Below are 23,890 nucleotides of genomic sequence, written 5' to 3'. Positions count from 1 at the left end.
AAGCAGGAAGACGCAAAGCCGCATGCTCGGCTTGTCCAGAAGTCGGCGGACGGGCGCAATAGCTGCTGGAATACCGGTACAGGTTACCACGCCAGCCGAATCAGGGTGATCCGCTTCCTACTCGATCGCGCGAAAAGCGACTGCGGAATCAGGCGCTGTCTGTTCTCGTGACCGGCCGCAAGCCGCGCAACTGCAATTTGGCAAGGTCCTGCGAAGCTGGAAACGCTGCCAGGCGATGTTGAAGCCGTCTTACCCGGACCTGCGGGTTCCGGCCTTCAATTTACGCGATCTTTATGCGTTCTGGTTAACCCAAGGCGGTGGAACCAGCTTTGTCAGACATTTATGCCGTGGTGGCGGCGATTGCAGTCTTTGCCGCTGTCGTCTGCACGCTATTTGTAAGGTCGAGAGCCGCCCGATCATCGCCGCATCCCGTACAGTCCACGAACGCAACCGATGGCGGCCTTGCCGTCGTCAAGTTTGAGCTGGCAGAAATACAGGCGATCAAGCACTTGCTTGGATCGGAAACAGCAACGGCGCTGCTGGCTACGTTGGCGCGCAAGCTGTCGAAGCTGGGAACGCTTGCCAAGCCTCCCGAGATCGGGAGCAGTTCGATCACGGCGTCATTTGCCGTCGACCAGGCTGCTGGCCTGACTGCGCAGATCAGTGCCGCAAAAGCGGTTCTTGCTGAACCGACGCAGGTTGCGGGCGCGATGTTCAATTGCACGGTTCGCGCTGCGATCCTCGATGGCAGCGGTGATCCCCAGAATGCGGCGCGCCCGGCAATCCAGGGAGAAAGCCGGTCAGAAAGCCCGACTGACAGCCCCTCTGTTCGGCTTGAGCTTTTACGAGGTCTTCAGGCCGGATTGACGAACGGAGAGGTTACGCTCGCCTATCAGCCCAAGCTTGATTTGCGGAGCGGCACGATATGTTCGGCAGAGGCGCTCTTGCGTTGGAATCGTCCGGATGGGCAACAGGTCAACATTGGCGAGCTTATCGGTCTTTGCGAACAAACCGGAACAATCAGAGAGTTGACCCGCTGGACAGCAGCGAAGGCAATTGCTGACAACGAGCAGTTCCTCGCCGTTGGGCACTCCTTGCTGGTCTTTATCAATGTCTCGGGTTCGCTCCTCGCGGATGTCGGCTTCGCTGACGATCTGCTGAAACTGGTGTCACGGACATCAGCGCAAATTGGAATTGAGATTACCGAGACCGCAGTCATCGCCGATCCGGAGATTGCGATCAGCAACCTCGACACATTTGCGAAAGCCGGGATTGCGATTGCCATCGATGATTTCGGCGCCGGTCTCTCCTCGCTCGAATACTTGCAGCGATTGCCCGCCAGCGAACTCAAGATCGACCGGGCGTTCATTGCCGAATTGAGCAGCAGCCACCGCAATCCCCTGATTACCCGCGCGACCATCGACCTTGCTCATGCGCTTGATATGCGAGTGACAGCTGAAGGGGTGGACGACCAGCTGAGCATGGCGCTGCTCAAGATCATGGGCTGCGATATGGCACAAGGCTACCTTGTATCCCACCCGCTCGATCCTTCGAAGTTAATAGATTTTCTGCACAGCTTCGAGGCAGTCGGCGAGCAGGAAAACGTCCTGAATGCAGCGCAATAGATCGTTTTTAACGAAATCTTCATTGCGATGGGCGGGCAAAAGTTAAGCCCGTCTCTTTGCAATGGTTTCATTGCCTGAGTTTTAAAGCCGTAGGCTGAAACCAGGGGCAATTAATGCGCACGCTGAGCCACACGATGATCTTCGGAAGCGCGCTTGCGCTGGCGGCGTCTCTCGCTGTGGCCCAGCCTGCGTTGGCTCAGAATGCATCGCTGCCGTCGGATCAGGCACCAATTCCGGTGGAAGAAAATCCGCTGGATGCCGATGTTTCAGAGGCTGTTTTTGCGGCAGTCGCTGAGGCGCGGCCGATTGTGGCGATGGGCGGTCCTTTGGCATCCTATGGCCAGAATGCGTCGGCAGCGGGCGGGCTCAACCCGCTCAAGGGCCGGATTCGCATCTTCACGGACGACCTTGGCCCGCACATCGGGCACATCGCCAGTCTTGCGGGGCCCATCGACCCTTCAAAGGGCCGTATCCGGATTTTCGAGAACGATATTGACCCTTACAAAGGACGCATCCGGATCTTCTGGGGTGATCTGACCCCGACGACCGGAGAGCTTGACCCTAAAATCACGCAAATCAGCAGTTTTACCGAAAGCTTCCTGCCCGCCAGCGAAGCGATCATCGCCAGCTGGGCGGCAGCAAAGGCAAGCGGCAACTATACCGACGTCACCGCAAAGCTGAACGAGCTTCTCGCGGTATCCAAACAGCAATGGGAAGACGAGGTTACCGCGCAAACGGGCAAAGACTTCACCACGCAGGTCGCCAACCCGTTTCTCGCCAAGTGGAAGGTCAACCTGGCCAATGCCAGTACGCTGGCGGGCCTTGATGCCTTCGACCGCAGTATGTTCCTGCTCGACTGGTACGACACGGTCATGAACTTCTCGGGCATGGACCGATACGATCACTGGATGAACGCGGTGCGCTGGACCCCGTCGCTGACCCAAGTACAGGGCGGTGGCAGCAAGGCGGTTATCGGGCTGATCGATTTCTTTGCCGCCAATGATCCCGACGTGAGATCAAAGGTCATTTACTCGGGCGGTTATCAGAACGTCGATAACGCGCACGGCGCAGCGGTTGGCAGCCTGATCGTGGCATCGCACGACGGGCGCGGCGTCATGGGTATCGCGCCGCGTGCGCAGATTGCCGCGTTCAATCCCTTCGATCACACCTTCACCGCCAGTTGGCGAGATGTGACGCGCGGCATCGCCGAGGTTGGCCAACGCGGCGCGTCGGTCATCAACCTTTCGCTCGGTGTGCCGGGCTTTACGCTTCCGGCCGAATGGCGCGATGTGTTCAGACGGTCCGAGATTGACGGTTTCAAGGACAACACGATCTACGTCATTGCTGCGGGCAACGACGGGTCCACCCAACGCGCCAATATCGAGATGAATGGCGCACTCGACAGCACCTTCCTGATTGTCGGCTCGGTCGATCCGTTCGGCCAGATCTCAGCCTTTTCCAACCGTCCGGGCACCGCTTGCATCACCGATGGCGGGGTCTGCAAGAATACCTCCGCGTGGAATGCGGACGACCCCTATTTCAAGACCGCCGATTACCTCAAGGAAAGCGGTCTGCTTATGAACCGCTTCCTGGTGGCCCCGGGTGAACTGCTGCTGGTGTCTGACGGCAATGGCGGCGTGACCCGGATGTCGGGCACGTCATTTGCCGCACCGCTGGTGTCTGGCGCCATCGCGCTGATCCACGATCGCTGGCCGTGGCTGAAGCAATATCCGCGCGATGTGGCCAAGATCATTCTGGAGAGTGCCCAGGATCTGGGGGCGCCCGGAGTTGATCCGATTTACGGCCATGGGCTGCTTGATATCGCAGCGGCGCAGTCGGCACTCGATTTCAGCCAGCTGAAATATTACCTCGTCGACCAAGGGCAGTTGACCGAAATCAGCGCCACCACGCTGCAATCCAGCGGGATCAACCCGATCTGGTCAAGCCAGAACCTCTATTTCAGCGCGTTTGAAAAGATCGACAGCGCCGAACGCGACTTCCTGATTCCGCTGTCGAGCCGCCTGTTTGGCGGCAGCGTCGATGGGCGGATGTTCCAGAAGCACATGTTCGATCTGTTCATGGCGTGGGCCTCGAACGGGGGGAGCGCAAGCGGCGGAAAGTTCGTCAGCCTGACTGACACCCCGTCTGTGAACATCGGTGGGGTAGGAGGCACCTGGTCGGTTGCCATGCGCGGTGGTTTCCGCACGGTGGACACCCGCTTCGGCTTCAACACCCGGATGAATTCCAGCATCCGCGTTGCCGCCCCCGACGACAAGGTTTCCTTTGCTTTCGGCTTTGGCGAAAGTGCCGTGGCGCTTGCAGGTAATGGCGCGATGCAGCTTGCGTCTGACTTCGATCCGCTGACGGGCGGCAATGATCCGCTGCTCGGCTTTGCCTCCGGCCAATCGCACATGGCGGCGCGGTTCAAGCTGGCTCGAAACCTGACCATCGGCGTTGGTTTTGCTGAAGAATTCCGCGATATTGACGCCGAGTTCGGCTTCATGCGGCAGTCGGCCGAGCTCATCGAACAGCAGCGTATGCTGGGCGATTATGCCGCGTCGGCCACCAATGTGCGGGTTGATTATGCGATGGGCGCCGGGACCAATATCGGCCTCTCGCTGACCCAGCTTGATGAACAGAACGCCCTGCTCGGCGTCCGCTCGCTGGTGCGTGAGGACTTTGGTGGCGGCGGCGTGTCTCGCAGCGCCACCCTGTCGGCTGACACACTGATTGGCGATACCTTCCAGCTGTTCGGTTCAGCGACGGTTGCACGCAGCCAGACTGGCGGAAATGCGAGCTTGCGGTTGGAAAATGTCACCAGCACCGCATGGCAGGCCGGCTTTGCCAAACAGAAGCTGCTAGGTTCACAGGATAATCTGCGGTTCTCGATCGCTCAGCCTTTGCAGGTTGAACGGGGCGTGCTCGAATTCCAGTCGGTCGGCGTTGTGAACCGCGAAACCGGGGAGCGCGGCATCATTACCCAGCGGGCCGACATTGCTCAGCCGGAGACGCGCCGGTTCCGCGCCGAGGCGCATTATGGCGCCCCGATCATGAAGGGCAGCGGCCAGATTGCGATGTTCAGCAGCTATGAGCTGCGCGACGTGCGGCAGGACATTGCGCGCTGGACCTTGGGCGGCCGGGTCAGCCTCGCCTTCTGATCGAGTGAACCGGGCGCGCTGCCGCGGGTAGCCAGTCTGTTTACCAATTCAGGCTAAACTACCCGCATGTTGCGGACTGCTTTTGCCGGATTGGTTGCGCTCGTGCTGGCGGCTGTCATGCCGGTTCCGGCAACCGCCGCCAATGGTGACGCCGCGCGATTCAACCAATCAGTAGAAGCGGCAAAAGCCGCAATGATGAGCGACCCGCAGCAGGCGCTGGCGATCGTTGATCGTGCGCTGGCTCAGGCCGAAAAGCTTCCGGAAGACAAGCGGGGGGTGGCGAAAGCCACAGCGCTCTGGCTGCGGATCGAAGCCAATATCGGATTGAACCGGTTGAGCGATGCTGCCGGGCAGGTTGATGAAGCGCTGGCCCTGGTGACGGTCGCAGCGCCAAGCTCGAAGCTCCATGGCGATCTGGTGCGTTCCAAGGGGGCAATCGCTGCCATTAACGGCAAGGCCTCTGATGCGCTGCGTTTCTATCTGGAAGCACACCAGATCTACAAACAGCTCGGCGATAAGCGTGCTCAGGCGATTGCGCTGCATGATGTCGGCACGATCTACGGCGAGGCAGGCGATTACGAACGCGAAATCGCCTATACTGAAGAAGCTCAGGAAATTTATCAGGATGACCCTGGCTTCAAGCTGGCAACGAATAATAATCGCGGGGAAGCCTATCGCAATCTTGGCCGGGGTGCGGAAGCTGAAAAGGCCTTTGGCGCCGCCTTGATAAATGCCCGCGAACTCGAAAGCCCGCTGCTCGAGATGCGCATCCTCACCAATCTGGCCCTTGTCCAGATCGAGCTCGGCAAACTCGATGAGGCTGCTGATAACGCTCTGAAGGCCGAACGCCTTGGTGCAAAAGGAGAGGCCCGCGACTGGCTTCCCTTCGTTTACGGCGTTCAGGCCGCAATTGCAGCAAAGCGCGGCAATGATCGCCTCGCCATAACGCTCATACAGCGCCTGTTCGAGGATACCGACCTTGATCAGACTGATCTGACTTACCGGGAGTTCCACAAGCTCGCGGCCGATCTCTACGCCCGAAACGAGCAACCGGCCAAGGCCTTGCCGCACATCCTGGCCTTCCAGAGGCTCGATAGCGAAGCACGTGACCTGATTTCGACCGCGAGTTCGCAACTGCTCGGCGCGCAGTTCAATTCGGCCAACCAGAAGGCCCGGATTGCGCAGCTCAAGCAGGGCCAGCTCGAGCGGGATTTCGAAATCGCACAGCAAAAGACCGTTATCGTGCAGGGCCTGTTGGCGGCAGCGCTTATTCTGATCATCGTAGCCGGGGCAGCTTTGGTGTCGATCAGGCGGAGCCGGAACGAAGTTCGGGCTGCCAACACGGTTCTGACCGAGGTCAACAGCAAGCTTGAAATGGCGCTCAAGGCCAAGACCGACTTCCTCGCCATGACCAGCCATGAAATCCGCACCCCCCTGAACGGGATCATGGGCATGACCCAGGTGCTGCTCGCCGATCAGGGGCTTGATGCGCAGACACGCGAACGGGTCAGCTTGGTGTTGGGGGCCGGGCAAACGATGCAATCGCTGGTCGACGACCTGCTCGATGTCGCCAAGATGGAAAACGGCGGGATCACGATTACCACCGGGCCTGCTGATCTGCGATCCATCCTGAAGGACAGCGTCCAGTTCTGGCAGGCAGAGGCGAGTGCGAAGGGCATCGGCATTTCGTTCGTCGAGACCGCACCACTACCGGTCATAACCACAGATGCAGGCCGCATCCGTCAGGTGCTCTTCAACCTGCTTGCCAATGCCATCAAGTTTACCCCAGCAGGCCGCATTACCGTTACCGCCAACCAGAACGATGCGCAGATGATCGAGATCACCGTGGAGGATACCGGCGTCGGTATCCCGAAGGATCAGCTGGAAACCGTGTTTGAAGCCTTTCATCAGGTCGATAACGGAATGTCGCGCGACTTTGGCGGTGCGGGGTTGGGTCTGGCCATTTGCCGCAACATCATGACGGCGCTGGGGGGGCAGATCAGCGTGACGAGCACAGTGGGGCGCGGTTCGGTCTTTCGCCTGACCCTGCCCATTGCGGCTGATCAGGCCGAGGCTGCTTCTTCCGGCATTGAGAAGCCTGCGACATCTCCCGAAGTGGACAATGTGGCCGCCCTGCCCCGCCTGACGGTCATTATCGACAGCAACGAGTTGCGCCTCGCGAAGATCAAGGCCGTTATCCAACCGCATTGCGCCGCCTTGATCGGGACAACCGGGCTGCGGGATGCGGAGCAACTTTTGCGATCGGGGCAAGCGGGCCAACTCGTCGTAGACACGTCGTCATTCGCGGGTGAAGCTGACACGCAGGCGGCCTTTAACGGGTTCATGGGCTTGGCGCGCGAGCATCAGGCGCATGTTATCGTGTTGCTGGGGCCGGACGATGGCTTGCCTCTCTCGGCTGCGCAGGCCGCTGGTCCGGACGTCCTGCTGCAAAAGCCCCTCAAGGCTGCGCATCTTATCGAGGCGATCAAATCTTCGGCGGCGCCGGCGGGGTTTCAATCGCAGGTCGCATGATCTACGAATCTGGCCGATACGTTTGGGGCGATTGATTGATGCGCGTGATATTTGTCGAAGACGATGCGCTCAATCGCAGGGTGGTGCGGGATATGCTCCGGGTCATCGACATTGACATGGCCGAAGCCGAGGACGGTGAGACCGGTCTTGCGATGATCGGGCAATCCGCGTTTGATCTTGTCCTGATGGATTTGCGGATGCCGGGGATCGACGGGTTGACCGCGATCCGCCGCTTGCGAGCAATGGCAGCACCCGTTTGTGATACGCCGGTGATTGTCGTGACAGCGGATATGGCTGCGGACCTCAAAGAGCGGTGCCACGATGCGGGCGCCAATGATGTGCTTCAAAAGCCGGTAGCGCTGAACGCCCTGATTGACGCGATCGGACGGGTAGCAGCGGCGAGTTCCGGCGATGATCTGATGCTAGATTAAGCGGCGTGCGACGCCCCGAAAGGGGGCGCAGCCGCGAATAGCGCGCATGCGGACGCGAATCACCCGCAAACCTCTACTTTTCCAACGATTTTCGGATAAATGCGGAAGCATCTGGAAGCTTCCGGAAAGGCCTTTGGTAGCGGAGGAGGGACTCGAACCCCCGACACGCGGATTATGATTCCGCTGCTCTAACCGGCTGAGCTACTCCGCCCCATGGGCATCCGGCGCGGGTTTCGGGCCGGATTCGCCTGCGGGTGTCGGCCCGGGCGAGGCGCGCATCTAGGGCGGGTCGCGCGCGGGGTCAAGCCCCGTTGCGCGCGGGTGCTAGAGAGGCTCGCGCCCGCGGAAAGCGCAGGTCTTGACCTGCTCCCATGGCCCGCCGCGATAGTGCCACAGCTCCAGCGCGGGGAACACGAAACGCCCCTTTGCCGCCCACACCGCCAGCTGGGGCGCGAGGCTTGCCTGAAGCGCCCTCGCCTCGTCCTTAGTCACCTTGTTCTGGATGGTGATGTGCGGACGCGGTTCGTAAAGGTCCTGCGTGGTCAGGCTGCCGTGGAAATGCTCCGCGATCAGCGCCCTCAGGCTGAGCAGCTGCGGCGCCTCCAGCGCGATGGCCGTCCCCTTGCCCAGATCCATCACCCCCTTCACCGCGCCTTCGGGTGCCGCAAATTCCGCGGCGAGTTTGGGGAGGAAATCGCGCAGCTCCTCCAGCAGCGAAGGGGCGAAGGAATGGAACAGCGTCACGTGGGCGTGAAGGTGGTTCCTCTCTGCCGGGTAATGCGCGCGGCGCAGCCCTTCGGCGAAGCCTGCCAGATCGGGCGGCAGCGCGGCTGTAAGGATGAATGGATCGGCCATGGTGCTGCGCGGCCGCCCTCGCCTACATCTCGCCGCGTTCTTTGCGGATCGCGTACCACTTGGCGACATTGGCATTGTGCTCGGCGAGCGTGTTGGCGAACCAGTGCCCGCCGGTGCCGTCCGCGACCATGAACAGCGCAGCCGTATTCTCGGGGTTCAACACCGCAGCGATGCTGTCGCGGCCCGGGTTGGTGATCGGCCCTTCGGGCAGGCCGACGCGGGTGTAGGTGTTGTAGCCGTTGACCGCGGCAATCTCCGACTGGCGGATGCGGCGGCCCAGTGGCTTACCCTTGGTGATCGGGTAGATGATCGTCGGATCGGCCTGAAGCATCATCCCGGTCTTCACGCGGTTGGAATAGAGCCCGGCCACCATCCGGCGTTCATCGGGTTTGCCGGTTTCCTTCTCGACAATCGAGGCGAGGATCAGCGCGTCGCGCATGGTGTCCACGGCGATACCGGGGCGGCGCTTGGCCCACTCCTCGGCGAGCGCCTTGTCCATAGCTGCCTGCATCTGCTCGACGATGCTCTTGCGCGACTGGCCGCGTTCGAAGGCATAGGTATCGGGCAGGATCGAGCCTTCGGGCGGCACCGCAACCTCGCCGGTCAACAGCTCTTCGCCCATCAGCCGTTCCCACACCAGCACCGAGGGCATGCCTTCGGGGATGGTCACAAAGCGGCGGATCACATCGCCAGACTGGAATGCGGCGAGGATATCGCCCTGGCTCATGTCAGGCTTGAGCAGGAACTCGCCTGCCTGGATCGGGGTGTCTGATCCGAAAATCCGCGCCTGCAGCACGAAGCCTGAGGCGGAGGAGATCAGCCCCTCGGCCTCAAGCTTGTCGGCCACGGATGCGACCGAAGCGCCTGCGGGGATGGTGAAGCTGGTATCCTTCCCGATCGTTGCCGAACCGAGGAAGGTCGATGCCAGCACCAGCCCGGCCACCGCCAGGCCGAGCACAATCAGCACAAGATTGCGCGCGGCCTTCACGGTGTCAGTCGACCTTCTGCATGATGATCGAGGCGTTGGTGCCGCCGAAGCCGAACGAGTTGTTCAGCACGGCGCGCACTTCGCGCTTCTTCGCCACGAGCGGCACGAGGTCGATGCCTTCGGTGCCTTCGTCCGGATCATGCAGGTTCAGCGTCGGCGGAACGATCCCGTCACGCATCGCGAGGATGCAGAAGATCGCTTCGACCGCGCCCGCGCCGCCCAGCAGGTGGCCGATGGCGCTCTTGGTGGAGGACATGGACGCGCCGCCCAGATCATCGCCCAGCACGCGCTTGATCGCGGCGAGTTCGATCGTGTCGGCCATGGTCGAGGTGCCGTGGGCGTTGATGTAGTCGATATCGCCCGGGCCGAGGCCAGCCTTCTTCAGCGCCATCCGCATCGCGAGTTCCGCGCCCTTGCCCTCGGGGTGCGGGGCGGTGACGTGATAGGCATCGCCCGACAGGCCGTAGCCGGTCACTTCGGCATAGATCTTGGCGCCGCGTGCCTTTGCGCGCTCGTATTCTTCGAGCACGATGACGCCCGCGCCTTCGCCCATGACGAAGCCATCGCGGTTCTTGTCATAGGGACGGCTCGCTTCGGTCGGGCGGTCGTTCATGCTCATGTTGAGCGCGCGCGCCTGTGCGAAACCGGCGATGCCGAGCGGGTTGATGGTGCTTTCCGCACCGCCCGCCAGCATGATGTCGGCATCGTCGGCCATGATCATCCGCGCTGCGTCACCGATCGAGTGCGCGCCGGTGGAGCAGGCAGTGACGACCGCATGGTTCGGGCCCATGAAGCCGTACTTGATCTGCACCTGACCGGTGATGAGGTTGATGAGGCGTCCGTGGACGAAGTGCGGCGAGACCCGGCCGGGGCCGCGTTCGTGGAGGTTGACGCTCTCGATCTCGATGCCCGGAAGCCCGCCGATACCCGATCCGATCGAGCAACCGGTGCGCTCCTTCTCGGCCTGGGTCATGTCGGTCAGGCCGGCATCCTCCAGCGCCTGCCCGGCAGCGTCGATGCCGTAGATGATGAAAGGATCGACCTGGCGCTGGACCTTGTGATCCACGCGCTTGTCAGGATCGAAGCCCCAGGGGTGATCCTTGTCCTTCACCTCGCAGGCGATGGTGCACTTCTGGTTCGAGGCATCGAAACGGGTGATCTGCCCCGCCCCGCTTTCGCCTGCGATCAGGTTTGCCCACGTCGTCTCGACATCGGCCCCAAGCGGGGTGACGAGGCCAAGCCCGGTTACAACCACACGGCGCATTCGCGTTCTCCGATAAAGCAACAGGCCCAACCCGTTGAGGGCTGAGCCTGTTTAGGCCCTGGTCCGCGCCCCGGCAATTAACCTGCCAGAGTATTGCCGCACCCTGCCCCGAAAGGGCAGGCAGCTGGCAGTCGCGGACACCGGGGCGTTGCCCGAGGGACTTAGCCCTTGTGTTCTTCGATGTACTTGGTGGCGTCACCGACGGTGGTGATCTTCTCGGCCGCATCGTCAGGGATTTCGACGCCGAATTCCTCTTCGAAGGCCATCACCAGCTCGACGATGTCGAGGCTGTCCGCACCGAGATCATCGATGAAGCTCGCATCCTGAGTGACCTTATCGGCCTCAACGCCGAGGTGCTCGACGACAATCTTGGCCACCCGGTCGGCAGTATCGCTCATGGTATTCCCTCTTGAACTGGGGTTAGGATAACTCGCTCCCGCCCTAATGAACGGCGCGGGGATGTGCAAGTGGGCTTAGTGATCAGGGTCGCCCGGAACCCTCATGCAGGATAAGCTGCTGTTCGGCCCGGAAGCGTGATGCGATCCGGTCCAGCCCTTCGCGCGGTTCGATCTTGCCCCGCTTGATGGCCAGCGCCGCTTCGTACTGCCGTGTCGCTGCCTCAAGCTCGCCCGCGCTTTCGTGGCACAGGCCGATGTTGAACAGGACCGAGAGTGCGCGAGGGTTCGAAGCCTCCAGCGCGGCAAAGGCGCGGCAGGCGCCTTCGATATCGTCCTTGGTCTGGCGGATCGCCGCGCGGAAGGCGGCGTGGTCGGCTTTGGCGATCCCGTCGCGGTTTTCGAGCACACGGATATCCTGCACAAGGAAGACCGGCGCCAGATCACTGCGCACCGCGGCGGCAAAGCCGTTGGCGAGATCCTGCACCATCATGTCGACCGGAGGCGTGCCTTTCTCGTCCTTGCAGAAGCGCCGTTCCGCGACGAGCGTATCGCCCATCGCGTAGAGCAGATCGCCCTCGCGCCCCACCAGCCGGACTTCAGGCCGCAGTTCGACCGTGCGGGTGCGGCAGGGGTAAGGGACCTTGGTCCTCTCGATGCATTTGTCGCGATCATCGCGCTTGGTGCATTCCTCGACTTCCTTGGTGCCGGAATCGACGTCATCCACCTCCACTTCGGCGATACCGCGCATCACCGCGTCGGCCCCGCCTCGCCGCGCAACCGGATCGGCGCCGCGATCATAGCGGTAACTTTCACCGAACTGCGGCTCGCTGAAGGTTACATCGAAATAGGGCCGCCCTTCGATGATGGCGTTGCGCAGCGCGGTATCGATGGCAAAGGCGACGCGTTCGCCTTCGCGCCCGCCAAAGCCTGAAATTGCGATGGATTGTGCGCGGGACGGCGCATCGGTTCCGGCGGCATAGATGCCTTCAACCGGCAGGGTCTCCGCCCGGACGTCCGAGAGCCCGACCCCGCACAGCGCGGCTGAAACGAAACCAACGATCAGCCCAAGCCTCATGCCCCATACCCCCTGATGCCATCCGCGCCGCAGCGGCGGGCCTGCGCTTTTTCGCAGCCTTTGCCTGTCAGCTCAACGGGCAAAGTCGAACCGGTACGAGGTCAGGCGGTGGGCTTAACCGGCGGCTCGACCACGCGCATGTGGAGTTCGCGCAAGGCACGCGGTTCGGCCGGGCTTGGTGCGCCCATCAGCAGGTCCTCGGCGCGCTGGTTCATCGGGAAGAGCGAGATTTCGCGCAGGTTCTTGGCCCCGCACAGCAGCATCACGATCCGGTCGACGCCCGCGGCCATCCCGCCATGCGGCGGCGCGCCGTACTGGAAGGCGCGGTACATCCCGCCGAAGCGTTCTTCCACATCCGCCTTGGAAAGGCCGACCAGTTCGAAGGCCTTCACCATCGTTTCGGGCATATGGTTGCGGATCGAGCCCGAGGCGATTTCGAAGCCGTTGCAGACGAGGTCGTACTGATAGGCCTTGATCGTCAGCGGGTCCTGCCCGTTCAGCGCATCAATCCCGCCCTGCGGCATCGAGAAGGGGTTGTGGCTGAAATCGACCTTCTTCTCGTCTTCGTTCCATTCGTAGAACGGGAAATCGACGATCCAGGCGAGCGCAAAGGCGTTCTCGTCGATCAGGCCCAGTTCCTCGCCCACGCGGGTGCGTGCGGCCCCTGCCAGCTTGGCGGCGTCAGCTTCCTTGCCGGCGGCGAAGAACAACCCGTCATTCTCGCCAAGGCCAAGCTCGGCATAGAGTTCGGCCATGCGTTCCGGCCCGTGGTTCTTGGCGATCGGCCCGCCGAACTCGCCGCCCTTGCGGGTCACGTAGCCGAGGCCCGCATAGCCTTCCTTGCGCGCCCAATCGTTCATGTCGTCGAAGAACTTGCGGCTCTTTTCGTGGGTGGCAGGCGCGGGGATCACGCGCACCACACCGCCGCCGCCGACGATTTTCTCGAAAAGGCCGAAACCGCTTTGCGTGAAGTGCGCCGAGACATCGCTGATGATCAGCGGGTTGCGCAGGTCGGGCTTGTCGCTGCCATACTTGAGGATCGCCTCATCGTAAGGAATGCGCGGGAACTCGCCCGCCGGCGTTACGGCCTTGTCACCCGCAAAGGCGGCGAAGGTGCCCTGGATGACCGGCTCCATCGTCTCCCAGATTTCTTCCTGGGTGACGAAGCTCATTTCGAGATCGAGCTGGTAGAACTCACCCGGCAGACGGTCAGCGCGCGGATCTTCGTCGCGGAAGCAGGGCGCGATCTGGAAATAGCGGTCGAAACCGGCGACCATCAGCAGCTGCTTGTACTGCTGCGGCGCCTGCGGCAGCGCGTAGAACTTGCCCGCATGGATACGGCTCGGCACGAGGAAATCGCGCGCGCCTTCGGGCGAGGACGCCGTGAGGATCGGGGTCGAGAATTCATTGAAGCCCACTGCGCCCATCCGTGCGCGCATATCGGCGATGACCGCCACGCGGGTCATGATGTTCTTGTGCAGCGTTTCGCGGCGCAGATCGAGGAAGCGGTACTTCAGGCGTACGTCCTCGGGGTAAGGCTGCTCGTCGGCGACCGGCAGCGGCAGCTCTTCAGCGGTGCTGAGCACGGTAATGGCCCGCGCAAACACCTCCACCTCGCCTGTGGCAATGCGCGGGTTCACGGTATCGGCAGAGCGCGCCTTGACCTCGCCTTCGATGGTGATGACTGATTCCACCCGCAGCCGGTCCAGCACAGCCAGCGCGGGCGAATCCGCATCGGCGACAATCTGGGTGATCCCATAGTGATCGCGCAGATCGACGAACAGCAAGCCGCCGAAATCGCGCTTGCGGTGAACCCAGCCCGACAGGCGGACGGTCTCGCCCACATTGGCGGAAGAAAGCTGTGCGCAAGTGTGCGTGCGGTAGGGGTGCATCTAAACTCTTGTCCTGTTCGCGGCTATGACGCTAGGGCGCGCACGCGCGGTGTTTGCGGGCTCGCCCGCCGTCGGCGCGCTAACAGGGCAAGCCTTGCACTTTGTCAAGCTACGCTTGGTAAGGCGTCAGGGCAAACTGGGATCAATCCCGAGGGCGGCACTCCGCCCGCTAACCGCGAAAAGATGACATGAAAATCCATCCGCTGATTACCACGACCGAGGCTCTCTCCGACCTCTGCACCCGCCTCGCCAAGTCCGAATTTGTGGCGGTCGATACCGAATTCATGCGCGAGAACACCTATTGGCCGGAACTGTGCCTGGTGCAGATCGCCAATACGGAAGAAGCTGCCGCAATTGATCCGATGGCGCCGGGGATCGACCTCAAGCCGCTGCTCGATCTGATGTGCGACAATGAAGACGTGCTCAAAGTCTTCCATGCTGGCGGGCAGGATGTCGAGATTATCGTCAACCTGACGCAGCGCACCCCGCATCCGATCTTCGACACGCAGATCGCGATGATGGCGATCAGCCAGTCCGAACAGATCGGTTATGCCAATCTGGTCGAAACATGGATGGGCCTGACCATCGACAAGGGCGCGCGCTTCACTGACTGGAGCCGCCGCCCGCTGACCGAGCGGCAGATCGAATATGCGATCGGCGACGTCACCCACCTCGCCACGATCTTCCCGCGCATTCTGAAAAAGTTGATCAAGACCGGGCGCGGCGTGTGGCTGGACGCGGAGATGGAAAAGCTCGCCGATCCATCCAACTATCTCACCGATCCGGGTGTCGCATGGAAGCGCATCCGCCAGCCGGGGCGCAATCCGCAGGTTTTGGGCCGGATGAAGGCGCTCGCCGCGTGGCGCGAGAGCGAGGCGCAGCACAAGAATATCCCGCGCGGCCGGATCATGCGTGACGAAACGCTGGCCGATGTCGCCAGCCACCCGCCCAAAACGCAGGGCGATCTTGCCAAGGTGCGCGGGCTGAGCCCGGCGTGGAAGGACAATGACATCGGCAAGCGGCTGATGAAGGTGCTCGCCGATGCCGAGCCGCTGCCCAAGGACGAGATGCCCGAGAAGATCAAGCAGGGCGCTCCGCTGGGCAAGGAAGGCGCGCTGGTGGCGGACCTGCTCAAACTGCTGCTCAAGATCCGCGCCCGCGAGATCGACGTCGCCCCGCGCCTGCTGACCCGCGCTGACGAGATGGAGGCGCTGGCCGCGGGCGTGCGCGATCTCCCCGTGCTGCAAGGCTGGCGCTACGAAGTGTTCGGCAAGGACGCGCTCGATCTGGTCGAAGGCAAGCTCGCTTTCGCGGTGGAGCGCGGCAAGCTCAAGATGACCCATATCGACGATGTGGTGGTGGTCGAGGCAGCGCTTCAGCCTGAGCCCGAGCCCGAGCCCGACACCGATCCTGACACGCTGGCGGCGGAGTAAGGCGGGCCGGTGTCCACCTACCTCCCCACCATCAAGCAGCTACAATATCTCGTAGCGCTTCACGAACACGGGCATTTCGGCAAGGCGGCCGATGCCAGCTTCGTGTCGCAATCGACCCTGTCGGCCGGCATCCGTGAGCTCGAATCGCTGCTCGGCGTGACGCTGGTCGAACGTTCGCGGCGGGTGGTGCGCTTCACCGCGCTGGGCGAGCAGGTGGTGGCCAAGGCCAACCGGCTGCTGCGCGAGGCGGAAGAACTGGCCGATCTCGTCCAGGCCTCGGGCAAGCCCCTGTCGGGCGAGCTGCGCATGAGCGTGATCCCCACGATTGCGCCGTTCCTCCTGCCCCGCATGCTGCCGCGCCTCAAGCGCGAGCGGCCCGATCTGAAGCTGATGCTGCGCGAGGAAACCAGCCACGACGCGCTCGAATCCCTCTCGCACGGGCGGGTCGATTGCGTGCTGCTGGCCCTGCCTTTCGAGACCGGGGACGCGACGATTGCGCATATCTCGGATGACCGGCTGTTCATCGCCTTCCCCAAGGACGACCCGCGCGATCCGCCCGCCAGCATCAAGCCTGAGATGATCGATCAGGGCCGGTTGCTGCTGCTGGAGGACGGCCACTGCCTGCGCGATCACGCGCTCGCCGCGTGCAACCGCGCCGAACTGCGGGCCAGTGCGGCGATGATCGGCACGTCGCTGCACACGCTGGTGCAGTTGGTCGACAACGACCTCGGCCTGACCATGCTGCCCGAAATGGCGCTCAACGCGGGCATTCTCGCCGGAACGCAGGTCGTCGCCCGCCCGGTCGACAGCCCCACTGCCAAGCGCGAGATCGTGCTGGCGTGGCGCAAGAATTCGCCGAGGGAAGCGGATTTTCTGCTGCTCGCCGAGGAACTGCGGGCCGGCTAGCGGCCGCTCAGCACTCCACCAGCGCAAAACTCATCGCGAGGCTTGCTCCGATCGCGGCCCGAAGCCGGCGCGGGGGTAGCGTCAGCGCGAAACGCCCTTGCTGCGGCTTTCGCGCCGCCGCAGCGTCCTGCGCGGCCATCCCCAGCAGCCGGTCGACCTGACGGTGTTCAATATCGTCGACGAGGCCGTGCACATCCTCGGCCAGCATCTCTGCATCGCCGATCAGCGCGGCGGCGCGTGCATAATCTCCGCGCGCGATTGCCTCTCGTGCCTCGCGCTGGAGGCGCCGTGCGTGATCCGCCAATTGCCCGACATATGCGTCAGGCTGACGCGTTGCATCCGATCCCATGGGAGACAATATAACCAGAAACCCCGGGCCAATTCCAGCCTCAATCCATATGCTTGAGGCCGACCCGCAGATAATCCCATCCGGTGACGCAGGTGAGCACGGCAGCGGTCCACAGACTCACCAGACCGATCAGATGCACCCAGCTCTGCGCGATCGAGCCGCAGCCTTCAAACACCGACTGGCACGGCGGGCCATGCACAGCCCCGCCGAGGATCAGCGCGCCGAGCGAGACAAGCTGGAAGGTCGTCTTCCACTTGGCCAGCGCCGAGACGGGAACCGAGACCTGAATGCCGCCGAGAAACTCGCGCAGGCCCGATACTGCGATCTCGCGCACCAGAATGACCAGCCCTGCAATCACGTGAATGTCGCCCGCGTATGGCCCGCGCAGGTATCCTTGCGCGGTGAGCACAAGGATCACTGCTGCCACCATGATCTTGTCGGCAATCGGATCGAGGAAGATGCCCAGCTTCGATACGGTCCCGTGCGCGCGGGCGAGATAGCCGTCGAAGAAATCGGTGATGGCGATGATGCAATAAAGCACGAAGCCGATCAGGTACCCCGCCCGCCAATCCGGCCACCACAGGAAAAACGCCAGAAGCGGCACCGCGAAAATCCGCGAAAGGGTGAGGAGATTGGGCAAGCTCGACATGGCTGATACCCGCTCTAGCGCGGCAGCCCCCGCTGCAAAACCCCCTTGGGCACACCATGCACACAACACGGGAAAGTGCGCGCGCTCTTGTGAAAGCGCCCCCTGCCGCTATGTCCCGGGTAACTCACAGGGAAGCGCCAGCGAAATCACCGCATGACAACATCGACAGACCTGATGCGCCAGCGGCGGTTTCTGCCGCTGTTCCTGACCCAGCTCCTCAACGCGCTGAACGACAATCTCTACAAGAACGCGATGGTGCTGTTCGTGGTCTACTCGGTCTACGATTCGCCCGAGATGGAGACGCTGATCAGCGGCGTGGCGACCGCGCTGTTCGTGCTGCCCTTCGTGCTCTTCTCGGCAACCGCCGGCCAGCTGGCCGACATGCGCGACAAGACCAAGATCATCCGCTGGATCAAGTTTGCCGAGATCATGATCATGTCGGTCGGCGCGACCGGCCTGCTGCTCGCCTCGCGCGGGTTGCAGGTGGAAGGCCTCGCCATTCCGCTGATGTTCGTCGCCCTGTTCGCGATGGGGGTGCACTCCACCTTCTTCGGCCCGATCAAATACGCGATCCTGCCCCAGCACCTCCACAAGGACGAAGTTCTCGCAGGCACCGGACTGGTGGAAGCGGGGACCTATGTGGCGATCCTCGTCGGCATGATGCTGGGCGGGGCGATGCACATCAATGACAGCATCATCGCCGTCATTGCCATCGCGGTCATCGGCTATCTGGTGTGCCGCTGGGTGCCGCCCGCCCCTGCCCAGACGGAAGAGACGAAGGTCGACTGGAACCCGATCCGCGCCTCGAAAGACCTGATCGCCTTTTCCATGAGCAATCTCGAACTGCGCTATTCGGTTCTGGCGATCAGTTACTTCTGGACGATTGCCGCCATCTTGTCGGTGCAGTTCATTCCGCTCGCCAAGAACGTGCTGCTGGCGGACAAACAGGTCGCCGCGGTGCTGCTGGTGGCGTTTTCGGCCGGGATCGCGATCGGATCCGTATCTATCAACGCGCTGTTGAAAGGCGACATTTCGGCCCGCTATTCGGCGCCATCGGTGCTGGTGCTGGGCGTGCTTCTGATCGTGTTCTACCTGATCTGCCGGATATGGAACATCAGTCCGGCATCGGGCGAATTGTTCACCGTGGGCGAGTTTCTGATGCAGCCATTGGCGCTGGCCTTGCTCGCCAACCTGCTGCTGATCGCGGTGGCGGGCGGCATGTTCGTGGTGCCGCTTTACGCCTTCCTCACCACCCGCGTAGAGAAGTCGGAAGCATCACGGTCGGTCGCGGCGAACAACTTCATCTCGTCGATCTTCATGGTCGTGGGCGCAGGCGTGGCCGGTGCACTCGGCCTGTTCGGCATTCCGCTGCAAGAGCAATTGCTGCTGAGCCTGGTGCTGTGCGTGTTCTCCGCACAGCTTGCCCGCAAGCTTCACCGTGTGGAATCGCTTCAGGAATCGAGCGGAAGCGTCAGATAATAAAGGCGAAGATCGCGAGCGTGGTGGCGACATAGGTGCTCGCCACGCCGCGTACATCTTCCAGCGTCAGCCGCCACAGGCCCTCGGCCGGGATCGGGATCAGATCGCGCTTCACATGCGGCGGCAGGCTCGCGCGGTACCAGTGGCGGGCGGTCTCGTCAGTGAGGACCAGGCTGCGGCGCATCGTAGCGAATCTCCAGCTTCGGGACTCACAGCTTTAAGACTTTCTTAACCATTGGAAATGGTTTGCGGCGGACCTGTCGCAGCATGGGACAGGGCGAGCAGTTGGCCGGAAGGTGCCTTGGGCCCGTCAGGCCGGTTTGCACCCTCCACCGAGCGGCTGTAGAGGCAGCGGCAGACGACGGGAGAGTTTTCGATGCCTGATTCCACCAGCCCGGTTTCCACACAAAGCGCGGCGGCCCTGCTGGTCGATTGCCTTGCCAAACAGGGCTGCGAGCGGATCTTCACCGTGCCGGGGGAGAGCTTCCTCGCGGTGCTCGATGCCCTGCCCGACAGGCCTGAAATCGATGTGGTGACCTGCCGACAGGAAGGCGGCGTGGCCTTCATGGCTTGCGCTGATGGTACCATGACCGGTCGGCCGGGCGTCGCCTTCGTCACCCGCGGTCCGGGCGCGACCAATGCCAGCATCGGCGTGCACGTGGCACATCAGGATTCGCAGCCGATGATCCTGTTCGTGGGCGATGTCGCTAGACCGATGCAGGGACGCGAGGGGTTTCAGGAGGTCGATTTCCCCGCTTTCTTCGGCCCCATTTGCAAGTGGGCTGCGCGGATCGACGATCCGGCGCGCATTCCCGAATACATCGCCCGCGCCTACGCCGTGGCGATCAGCGGGCGGCCCGGTCCGGTGGTGCTCGCCCTGCCTGAAGATATGCTGGTGGAGCAAGTGCCCGCCGCCCTCGCCCCGCGCCCCTTTGCAGTGCGCCCGGCGCAGGCCGTGTGCCCCGATGCCATGCGCGCGCTGTTTGACATGATCGCTGACGCCGCCAGCCCCGTTGCGATTATCGGCGGCGCAGGCTGGAACGCCAAGGCGCGCGAATACTTCCAGCAATTCGCCGAACGGATCGGGCTCCCGGTGGCGACCGCTTTCCGGCGGCAGGACGCGATTGCGCCCGACAGCCCGGTCTATGCCGGGAACCTCGGCTATGGGCCCAATCCCAAGTTGGTCGAGCGGGTGAAAAACGCCGATCTCATCATCGCGGTGGGCGCGCGGCTGGGCGAGGCCACGACCGATGGTTACGAAGTGCCGACGCTGGAGCATCCGGGTCAGACGCTCGTCCACATCCACCCCGATCCGGAAGAGCTGGGCCGCGTCTATCGCACCGATCTGGCGCTATGCTGCGCGGTCGATGAATTCGCCGAATGCGCCGCACTGTGGGACAGCAGTGACATCATCCCCTTCGATGCGGGGGCACAGGCCAACGCCGAGTGGGCGGCGTGGTCGACCCCGCAGCCTTCCGATGCGCAGATTGACCTCGGCCTGTGTGTGAAGGCGATGCGCGAGGCGCTTCCCGCCGATACGATCATCGCCAACGGCGCAGGCAATTTCGCCGGATGGTGGCACCGTTACTGGCGGTACGAGGCCTCTCCAGGCCAGCTTGCCCCGACCTGCGGTGCCATGGGCTACGGCGTGCCAGCCGCCGTCGCGGCAAGCCTGCGCTTCCCTGACCGCACGGTGGTGGCCGTTGCCGGTGACGGGGACTTCCTGATGAACGGGCAGGAACTCGCCACCGCCGCACAATATGGGGCGAACCTGATCGTGGTCGTCATCGACAACGGCGCCTACGGCACGATCCGGATGCATCAGGAGCGTGAGTATCCGGGACGGGTGTCGGCCACCGCGCTCGCCAACCCCGATTTCGCCAAGCTGGGCGAGGCCTACGGCGCGTGGAGCACGCGGGTTGAAACCACAGCGCAATTCGTCGCCGCGCTGCACGAGGCGAAGGGGCGCAGCGGCATCCGCCTGATCCATGCCGTCACCGATCTCGAAAGGATCGCCGCGAGCGGCGCGACCATCAGCGGGCTGCGGGCACGCGCCAAAGCCTGAGACGAAAAAGGCCGCCCCGGACGGAGCGGCCTTTTCGGTTTATCCTGACGTTCCCGTCAGATATGGTCGCCAAGCGCGCCCTTGATGCTGCCCTTGGCCTTGTCGATCTTGCCATCGACCTTGTCGGCGCGGCCTTCGGCGCGGGTCTCGGGATCGCGCGAATGCTGCTTGATTTCGCCCTTGAGCTCCTTGGCAGCACCCTTGGCCTTGTCGGTGAATTCACCCATGATAACCTCCCATGATAAGCCAATGACTTTATTGGCTTTTCAAGAAGATTACGGGCAGAACAGGGCTTCGTTCCATCCTCCGGGGCAAGCGGTGGCCGCAGCAGGACGGAGTGATGATTTCAGGCACCGCCTAGCCCGGTGCCAGAGGGTTCCAGCGCGGTCCAGACCCCGCCTAGACCCCCTCTAGACCCCGTTTAGGCCGATGTTTCGCGTGAAACATCGCGGTTGCGGGTCAGCCCTTGGCCATCTCGCAGATCACCTGCCACTCGTCCGGCGTGACTCCGCACACCGACAGGCGCGACAGGCGGACCAGCTGCATCTCGGCCAGCCGCGGCTCGGCCTTGATCGCGGCGAGCGTGACAGGGTGAGCGAACTTGGTCTTGGGCTTCACCTTCACCGCGGCCCACTTGCCGGTCTCGTCGGTGGGATCGCCGATTCCTGTCACGCTGACCGTGCAAATGCCGACAATCTCCAGACCCTCGCGCGAGTGGTAGAAAAACGCCTCGTCGCCCACCTGCATGGCCTGAAGATTGTTGCGCGCCAGATAGTTACGCACACCGTCCCACGTCCCCTCACCCTCGGCGACGAGGTGGTCCCAGCTGTACTTGAAGGGTTCGGATTTCATCAGCCAGTAGGCCATGTGCGGTGCGCGCTCCCAATCATTGCGCCGCCCCGATAGCCTGCGCAGCCATGCTTCGCCAAGCCCCCGCACCAACACTGCACAGCGCCGCGAGTTAACCCGATCTTTAGCCTGCTCTGCGAAGAATCGCTTTGAGGACGCAAGGGGCAGACAGGTCGAACGACGTGCGCCTATCGGAGGCCATTCGGACAGGGCAACGGTTTTGACGGATCACGACCCAGAAAATCCCCTGCAATCCGCCGAGCGCGATATCATCGCGCTAGGGATTGCTGTGGCCTCGATTATCCTGCTGGTCGGGACCGGAGGCTCCGTGCTTCCGCAGACAGTACAGGCGCTGCTTGGCAACGGCAGCAAGCCCGACGTCATCCTCGTCAACGCCCTGCTGCTCAACATCGCGCTGATCATCTTCGGCTGGCGGCGTTATCGCGAGCTGAGACGCGAAATCGAGGAGCGCCGCCGCGCCGAAGCCCGCGCCCGGCAGCTTGCCGCCATTGATCCGCTCACCCAATGCCTCAACCGCCGCAGCATGATCGATGCGACCGAAGAAATGCGCGCGCACGCTGCGGTCCGCGGCGAGGCGATCGTCTACTGCATGATCGACCTCGATAACTTCAAGCAGGTCAACGACATGCACGGCCACTCGGCTGGCGATGCGGTGCTGGTGATGCTGTGCGAACGGATCCGCGCGCTGCTCCCGCGTGAGGCACGGCTGGCGCGGTTGGGGGGCGACGAATTTGCCTTCGTCATGCCCTACTCCGCCGGTCACCCGGAACGGATCGATGATCTGATCATCCGGCTGTTCGAAAGCCTGGCCGAGCCGTTCCGCATGCCCGAGCTTACCATGGAAATGACCATGTCGATCGGTCTTGCCGCCGACCACGATGCCGACGGCACGATCGGGCTGGTGGTAGATTCCGCAACGCTGATGCACCGCGCGGACATGGCACTTTACCACGCCAAGAAGCAGGGCCGTAACCGCTACTTCTGGTTCGAACCGACCATGGAAAGCGAGCTGCGCTTCCGCAACCAGCTGGAAACCGGCATCCGCCGCGGCATTTCGCGCGGGGAATTCGTGCCCTATTACGAACAGCAGGTCGATCTCGAGAGCGGCGAGCTGGTCGGGTTCGAGATGCTCGCCCGCTGGCGCTCGCCGCAGCTTGGCCTCATCAGCCCCGACATTTTCGTGCCCATCGCCGAAGAAATCGGCGTGATCAATGATATGTCCGAACGGCTGATGGAGCAGGCCTTCGCCGACGCACGCGAATGGGATGACAGCCTGACACTGTCGATCAACATCTCCCCGGTGCAGCTGCGCGATCCGTGGTTTGCCCAGCGGCTTCTGAAAAAGCTCGTCGCCGCCAATTTCCCGCCGCAGCGGCTTGAAATCGAGATCACCGAAAGCTGCCTGCACGAGAATATCGGCATGGTGCGCTCGATGATCATGAGCCTGCGCAATCAGGGCGTGCAGATCAGCCTCGATGATTTCGGCACCGGCTATTCGAGCTTCGAACAGCTGCGCAACCTGCCCTTTGACCGGATCAAGATCGACCGCAGCTTCGTGCAGGAACTGCGCGAGCCGGGCAACCGTTCGCGGATCGTCGAGGCGATCATCTCGCTCGGCCGCGGGCTCGATCTGCCGCTGACCGCCGAAGGGGTCGAGGACGAGGAAATCCTTACCGCGCTCAAGTCGATGGGACGGCTGAAGGCGCAGGGCTATTTCTATGGCCTGCCCGAGGATGCCGATGCAGTCCGCGTGCGGTTGAAGGCAGCTGGCAAGCTGACGGGCAAACCCGGCCAATTCGGCGCGGCTCTACCCACTGTCGCCGAAGACACAGAAGCACGCCACCGCATAGCCCGTCCCTGAACCTGCCAGCACCCTCCTGCCGCGCGCGGGACTGGACGCGCGGGCAACGGGTGCATAGAT

Annotated in this window: 20 protein-coding genes, 1 tRNA gene and 1 pseudogene; 10 read left to right on the top strand and 12 right to left on the bottom strand. The window is 62.8% G+C overall.

The window, feature by feature from the left end; genetic code table 11:
- The first annotated feature begins 329 nt into the window (after window positions 1-329).
- The 5 genes and pseudogenes from KVF90_RS10140 to KVF90_RS10120 all read left to right on the top strand — a co-directional run bounded on the left by KVF90_RS10140 (window position 330) and on the right by KVF90_RS10120 (window position 7,746).
- Window positions 330-1,625, top strand: coding sequence for an EAL domain-containing protein (locus tag KVF90_RS10140; protein WP_264391463.1), 1,296 nt, complete (start codon window positions 330-332; stop codon window positions 1,623-1,625).
- A gap of 113 nt (window positions 1,626-1,738) precedes the next feature.
- A complete protein-coding gene (locus KVF90_RS10135) occupies window positions 1,739-4,783 on the top strand; it encodes a S8 family peptidase (RefSeq protein WP_264391462.1) in 3,045 nt (1,014 codons plus the stop codon).
- 66 nt (window positions 4,784-4,849) lie between these two features.
- Window positions 4,850-5,347 (top strand): annotated as a pseudogene (locus KVF90_RS17430) (hypothetical protein); the annotation flags it as partial.
- Window positions 5,348-6,157: 810 nt separating this feature from the next.
- Complete coding sequence (locus KVF90_RS10125; protein ID WP_264391460.1) at window positions 6,158-7,315, top strand: sensor histidine kinase; 1,158 nt, start codon at window positions 6,158-6,160, stop codon at window positions 7,313-7,315.
- Between the two features lie 38 nt (window positions 7,316-7,353).
- Complete coding sequence (locus KVF90_RS10120; RefSeq protein ID WP_264391459.1) at window positions 7,354-7,746, top strand: response regulator; 393 nt, start codon at window positions 7,354-7,356, stop codon at window positions 7,744-7,746.
- Between the two features lie 134 nt (window positions 7,747-7,880).
- On the opposite strand, the gene KVF90_RS10115 is transcribed toward KVF90_RS10120, so the two are convergent.
- From KVF90_RS10115 to aspS, 7 genes are all read right to left on the bottom strand, one after another.
- Window positions 7,881-7,957 (bottom strand) — tRNA-Met (locus tag KVF90_RS10115).
- A gap of 113 nt (window positions 7,958-8,070) precedes the next feature.
- Entirely contained in the window at window positions 8,071-8,601 is a 531-nt protein-coding gene (locus KVF90_RS10110; protein WP_264391458.1) for a 2'-5' RNA ligase family protein, read from the bottom strand.
- Between the two features lie 22 nt (window positions 8,602-8,623).
- Window positions 8,624-9,589, bottom strand: coding sequence for an endolytic transglycosylase MltG (gene mltG / locus KVF90_RS10105; RefSeq protein ID WP_264391457.1), 966 nt, complete (start codon window positions 9,587-9,589; stop codon window positions 8,624-8,626).
- 4 nt (window positions 9,590-9,593) lie between these two features.
- Entirely contained in the window at window positions 9,594-10,853 is a 1,260-nt protein-coding gene (gene fabF / locus KVF90_RS10100) for a beta-ketoacyl-ACP synthase II (protein WP_264391456.1), read from the bottom strand.
- Window positions 10,854-11,014: 161 nt separating this feature from the next.
- The gene (locus KVF90_RS10095; protein WP_017666217.1) at window positions 11,015-11,251 is read right to left on the bottom strand and encodes an acyl carrier protein; all 237 of its coding nucleotides are present in this window, start codon (window positions 11,249-11,251) and stop codon (window positions 11,015-11,017) included.
- 82 nt (window positions 11,252-11,333) lie between these two features.
- Window positions 11,334-12,326, bottom strand: a complete 993-nt coding sequence (locus KVF90_RS10090) for a tetratricopeptide repeat protein (RefSeq protein ID WP_264391455.1) — start codon at window positions 12,324-12,326, stop codon at window positions 11,334-11,336.
- 101 nt (window positions 12,327-12,427) lie between these two features.
- Entirely contained in the window at window positions 12,428-14,218 is a 1,791-nt protein-coding gene (gene aspS, locus KVF90_RS10085; RefSeq protein WP_264391454.1) for an aspartate--tRNA ligase, read from the bottom strand.
- 188 nt (window positions 14,219-14,406) lie between these two features.
- Between aspS and rnd the strand changes: the two genes are divergently transcribed.
- Both rnd and KVF90_RS10075 read left to right on the top strand, forming a co-directional pair.
- Window positions 14,407-15,651: a ribonuclease D gene (rnd, locus tag KVF90_RS10080; protein ID WP_264391453.1), complete on the top strand. Its 1,245-nt coding sequence runs from the start codon at window positions 14,407-14,409 to the stop codon at window positions 15,649-15,651.
- Window positions 15,652-15,660: 9 nt separating this feature from the next.
- Entirely contained in the window at window positions 15,661-16,557 is an 897-nt protein-coding gene (locus KVF90_RS10075; protein ID WP_264391452.1) for a LysR substrate-binding domain-containing protein, read from the top strand.
- Between the two features lie 7 nt (window positions 16,558-16,564).
- On the opposite strand, the gene KVF90_RS10070 is transcribed toward KVF90_RS10075, so the two are convergent.
- Both KVF90_RS10070 and pgsA read right to left on the bottom strand, forming a co-directional pair.
- Window positions 16,565-16,906, bottom strand: coding sequence for a hypothetical protein (locus tag KVF90_RS10070; protein ID WP_264391451.1), 342 nt, complete (start codon window positions 16,904-16,906; stop codon window positions 16,565-16,567).
- A 40-nt stretch (window positions 16,907-16,946) separates the two neighbouring features.
- Window positions 16,947-17,555 carry a CDP-diacylglycerol--glycerol-3-phosphate 3-phosphatidyltransferase gene (pgsA, locus tag KVF90_RS10065; RefSeq protein WP_264391450.1) on the bottom strand — a complete coding sequence of 203 codons (609 nt, stop codon included), beginning with the start codon at window positions 17,553-17,555 and terminating at the stop codon, window positions 16,947-16,949.
- Between the two features lie 153 nt (window positions 17,556-17,708).
- Here pgsA and KVF90_RS10060 point away from each other — a divergent pair, with 153 nt between their 5' ends.
- Window positions 17,709-19,034 (top strand): MFS transporter, encoded by a 1,326-nt coding sequence (locus tag KVF90_RS10060; protein ID WP_264391449.1) that lies wholly within the window; start codon window positions 17,709-17,711, stop codon window positions 19,032-19,034.
- Here the strand turns inward: KVF90_RS10060 and KVF90_RS10055 are convergent.
- Window positions 19,027-19,218, bottom strand: a complete 192-nt coding sequence (locus KVF90_RS10055) for a hypothetical protein (RefSeq protein WP_264391448.1) — start codon at window positions 19,216-19,218, stop codon at window positions 19,027-19,029. The two genes, KVF90_RS10060 and KVF90_RS10055, sit on opposite strands and share 8 nt — an antisense overlap.
- A gap of 192 nt (window positions 19,219-19,410) precedes the next feature.
- Here KVF90_RS10055 and KVF90_RS10050 point away from each other — a divergent pair, with 192 nt between their 5' ends.
- Window positions 19,411-21,099, top strand: a complete 1,689-nt coding sequence (locus KVF90_RS10050; protein ID WP_264391447.1) for a thiamine pyrophosphate-binding protein — start codon at window positions 19,411-19,413, stop codon at window positions 21,097-21,099.
- Between the two features lie 56 nt (window positions 21,100-21,155).
- Here KVF90_RS10050 and KVF90_RS10045 read toward each other — a convergent pair whose 3' ends face one another.
- Both KVF90_RS10045 and KVF90_RS10040 read right to left on the bottom strand, forming a co-directional pair.
- On the bottom strand, window positions 21,156-21,326 hold the full coding sequence (locus KVF90_RS10045) for a CsbD family protein (protein WP_264391446.1): 171 nt from the start codon (window positions 21,324-21,326) through the stop codon (window positions 21,156-21,158).
- Between the two features lie 232 nt (window positions 21,327-21,558).
- Window positions 21,559-21,966, bottom strand: a complete 408-nt coding sequence (locus KVF90_RS10040) for an EVE domain-containing protein (protein ID WP_264391445.1) — start codon at window positions 21,964-21,966, stop codon at window positions 21,559-21,561.
- A 271-nt stretch (window positions 21,967-22,237) separates the two neighbouring features.
- On the opposite strand from KVF90_RS10040, the gene KVF90_RS10035 reads away from it, so the two are divergent.
- Window positions 22,238-23,830 (top strand): putative bifunctional diguanylate cyclase/phosphodiesterase, encoded by a 1,593-nt coding sequence (locus tag KVF90_RS10035; protein WP_264391444.1) that lies wholly within the window; start codon window positions 22,238-22,240, stop codon window positions 23,828-23,830.
- The last annotated feature ends 60 nt before the right edge of the window (window positions 23,831-23,890 follow it).

It is taken from the genome of Porphyrobacter sp. ULC335 (assembly GCF_025917005.1).
GTDB lineage: Bacteria > Pseudomonadota > Alphaproteobacteria > Sphingomonadales > Sphingomonadaceae > Erythrobacter.
The sequence above is the reverse complement of the archived record's forward strand: the minus strand, read 5'-3'. Positions and strand labels throughout refer to the sequence as shown.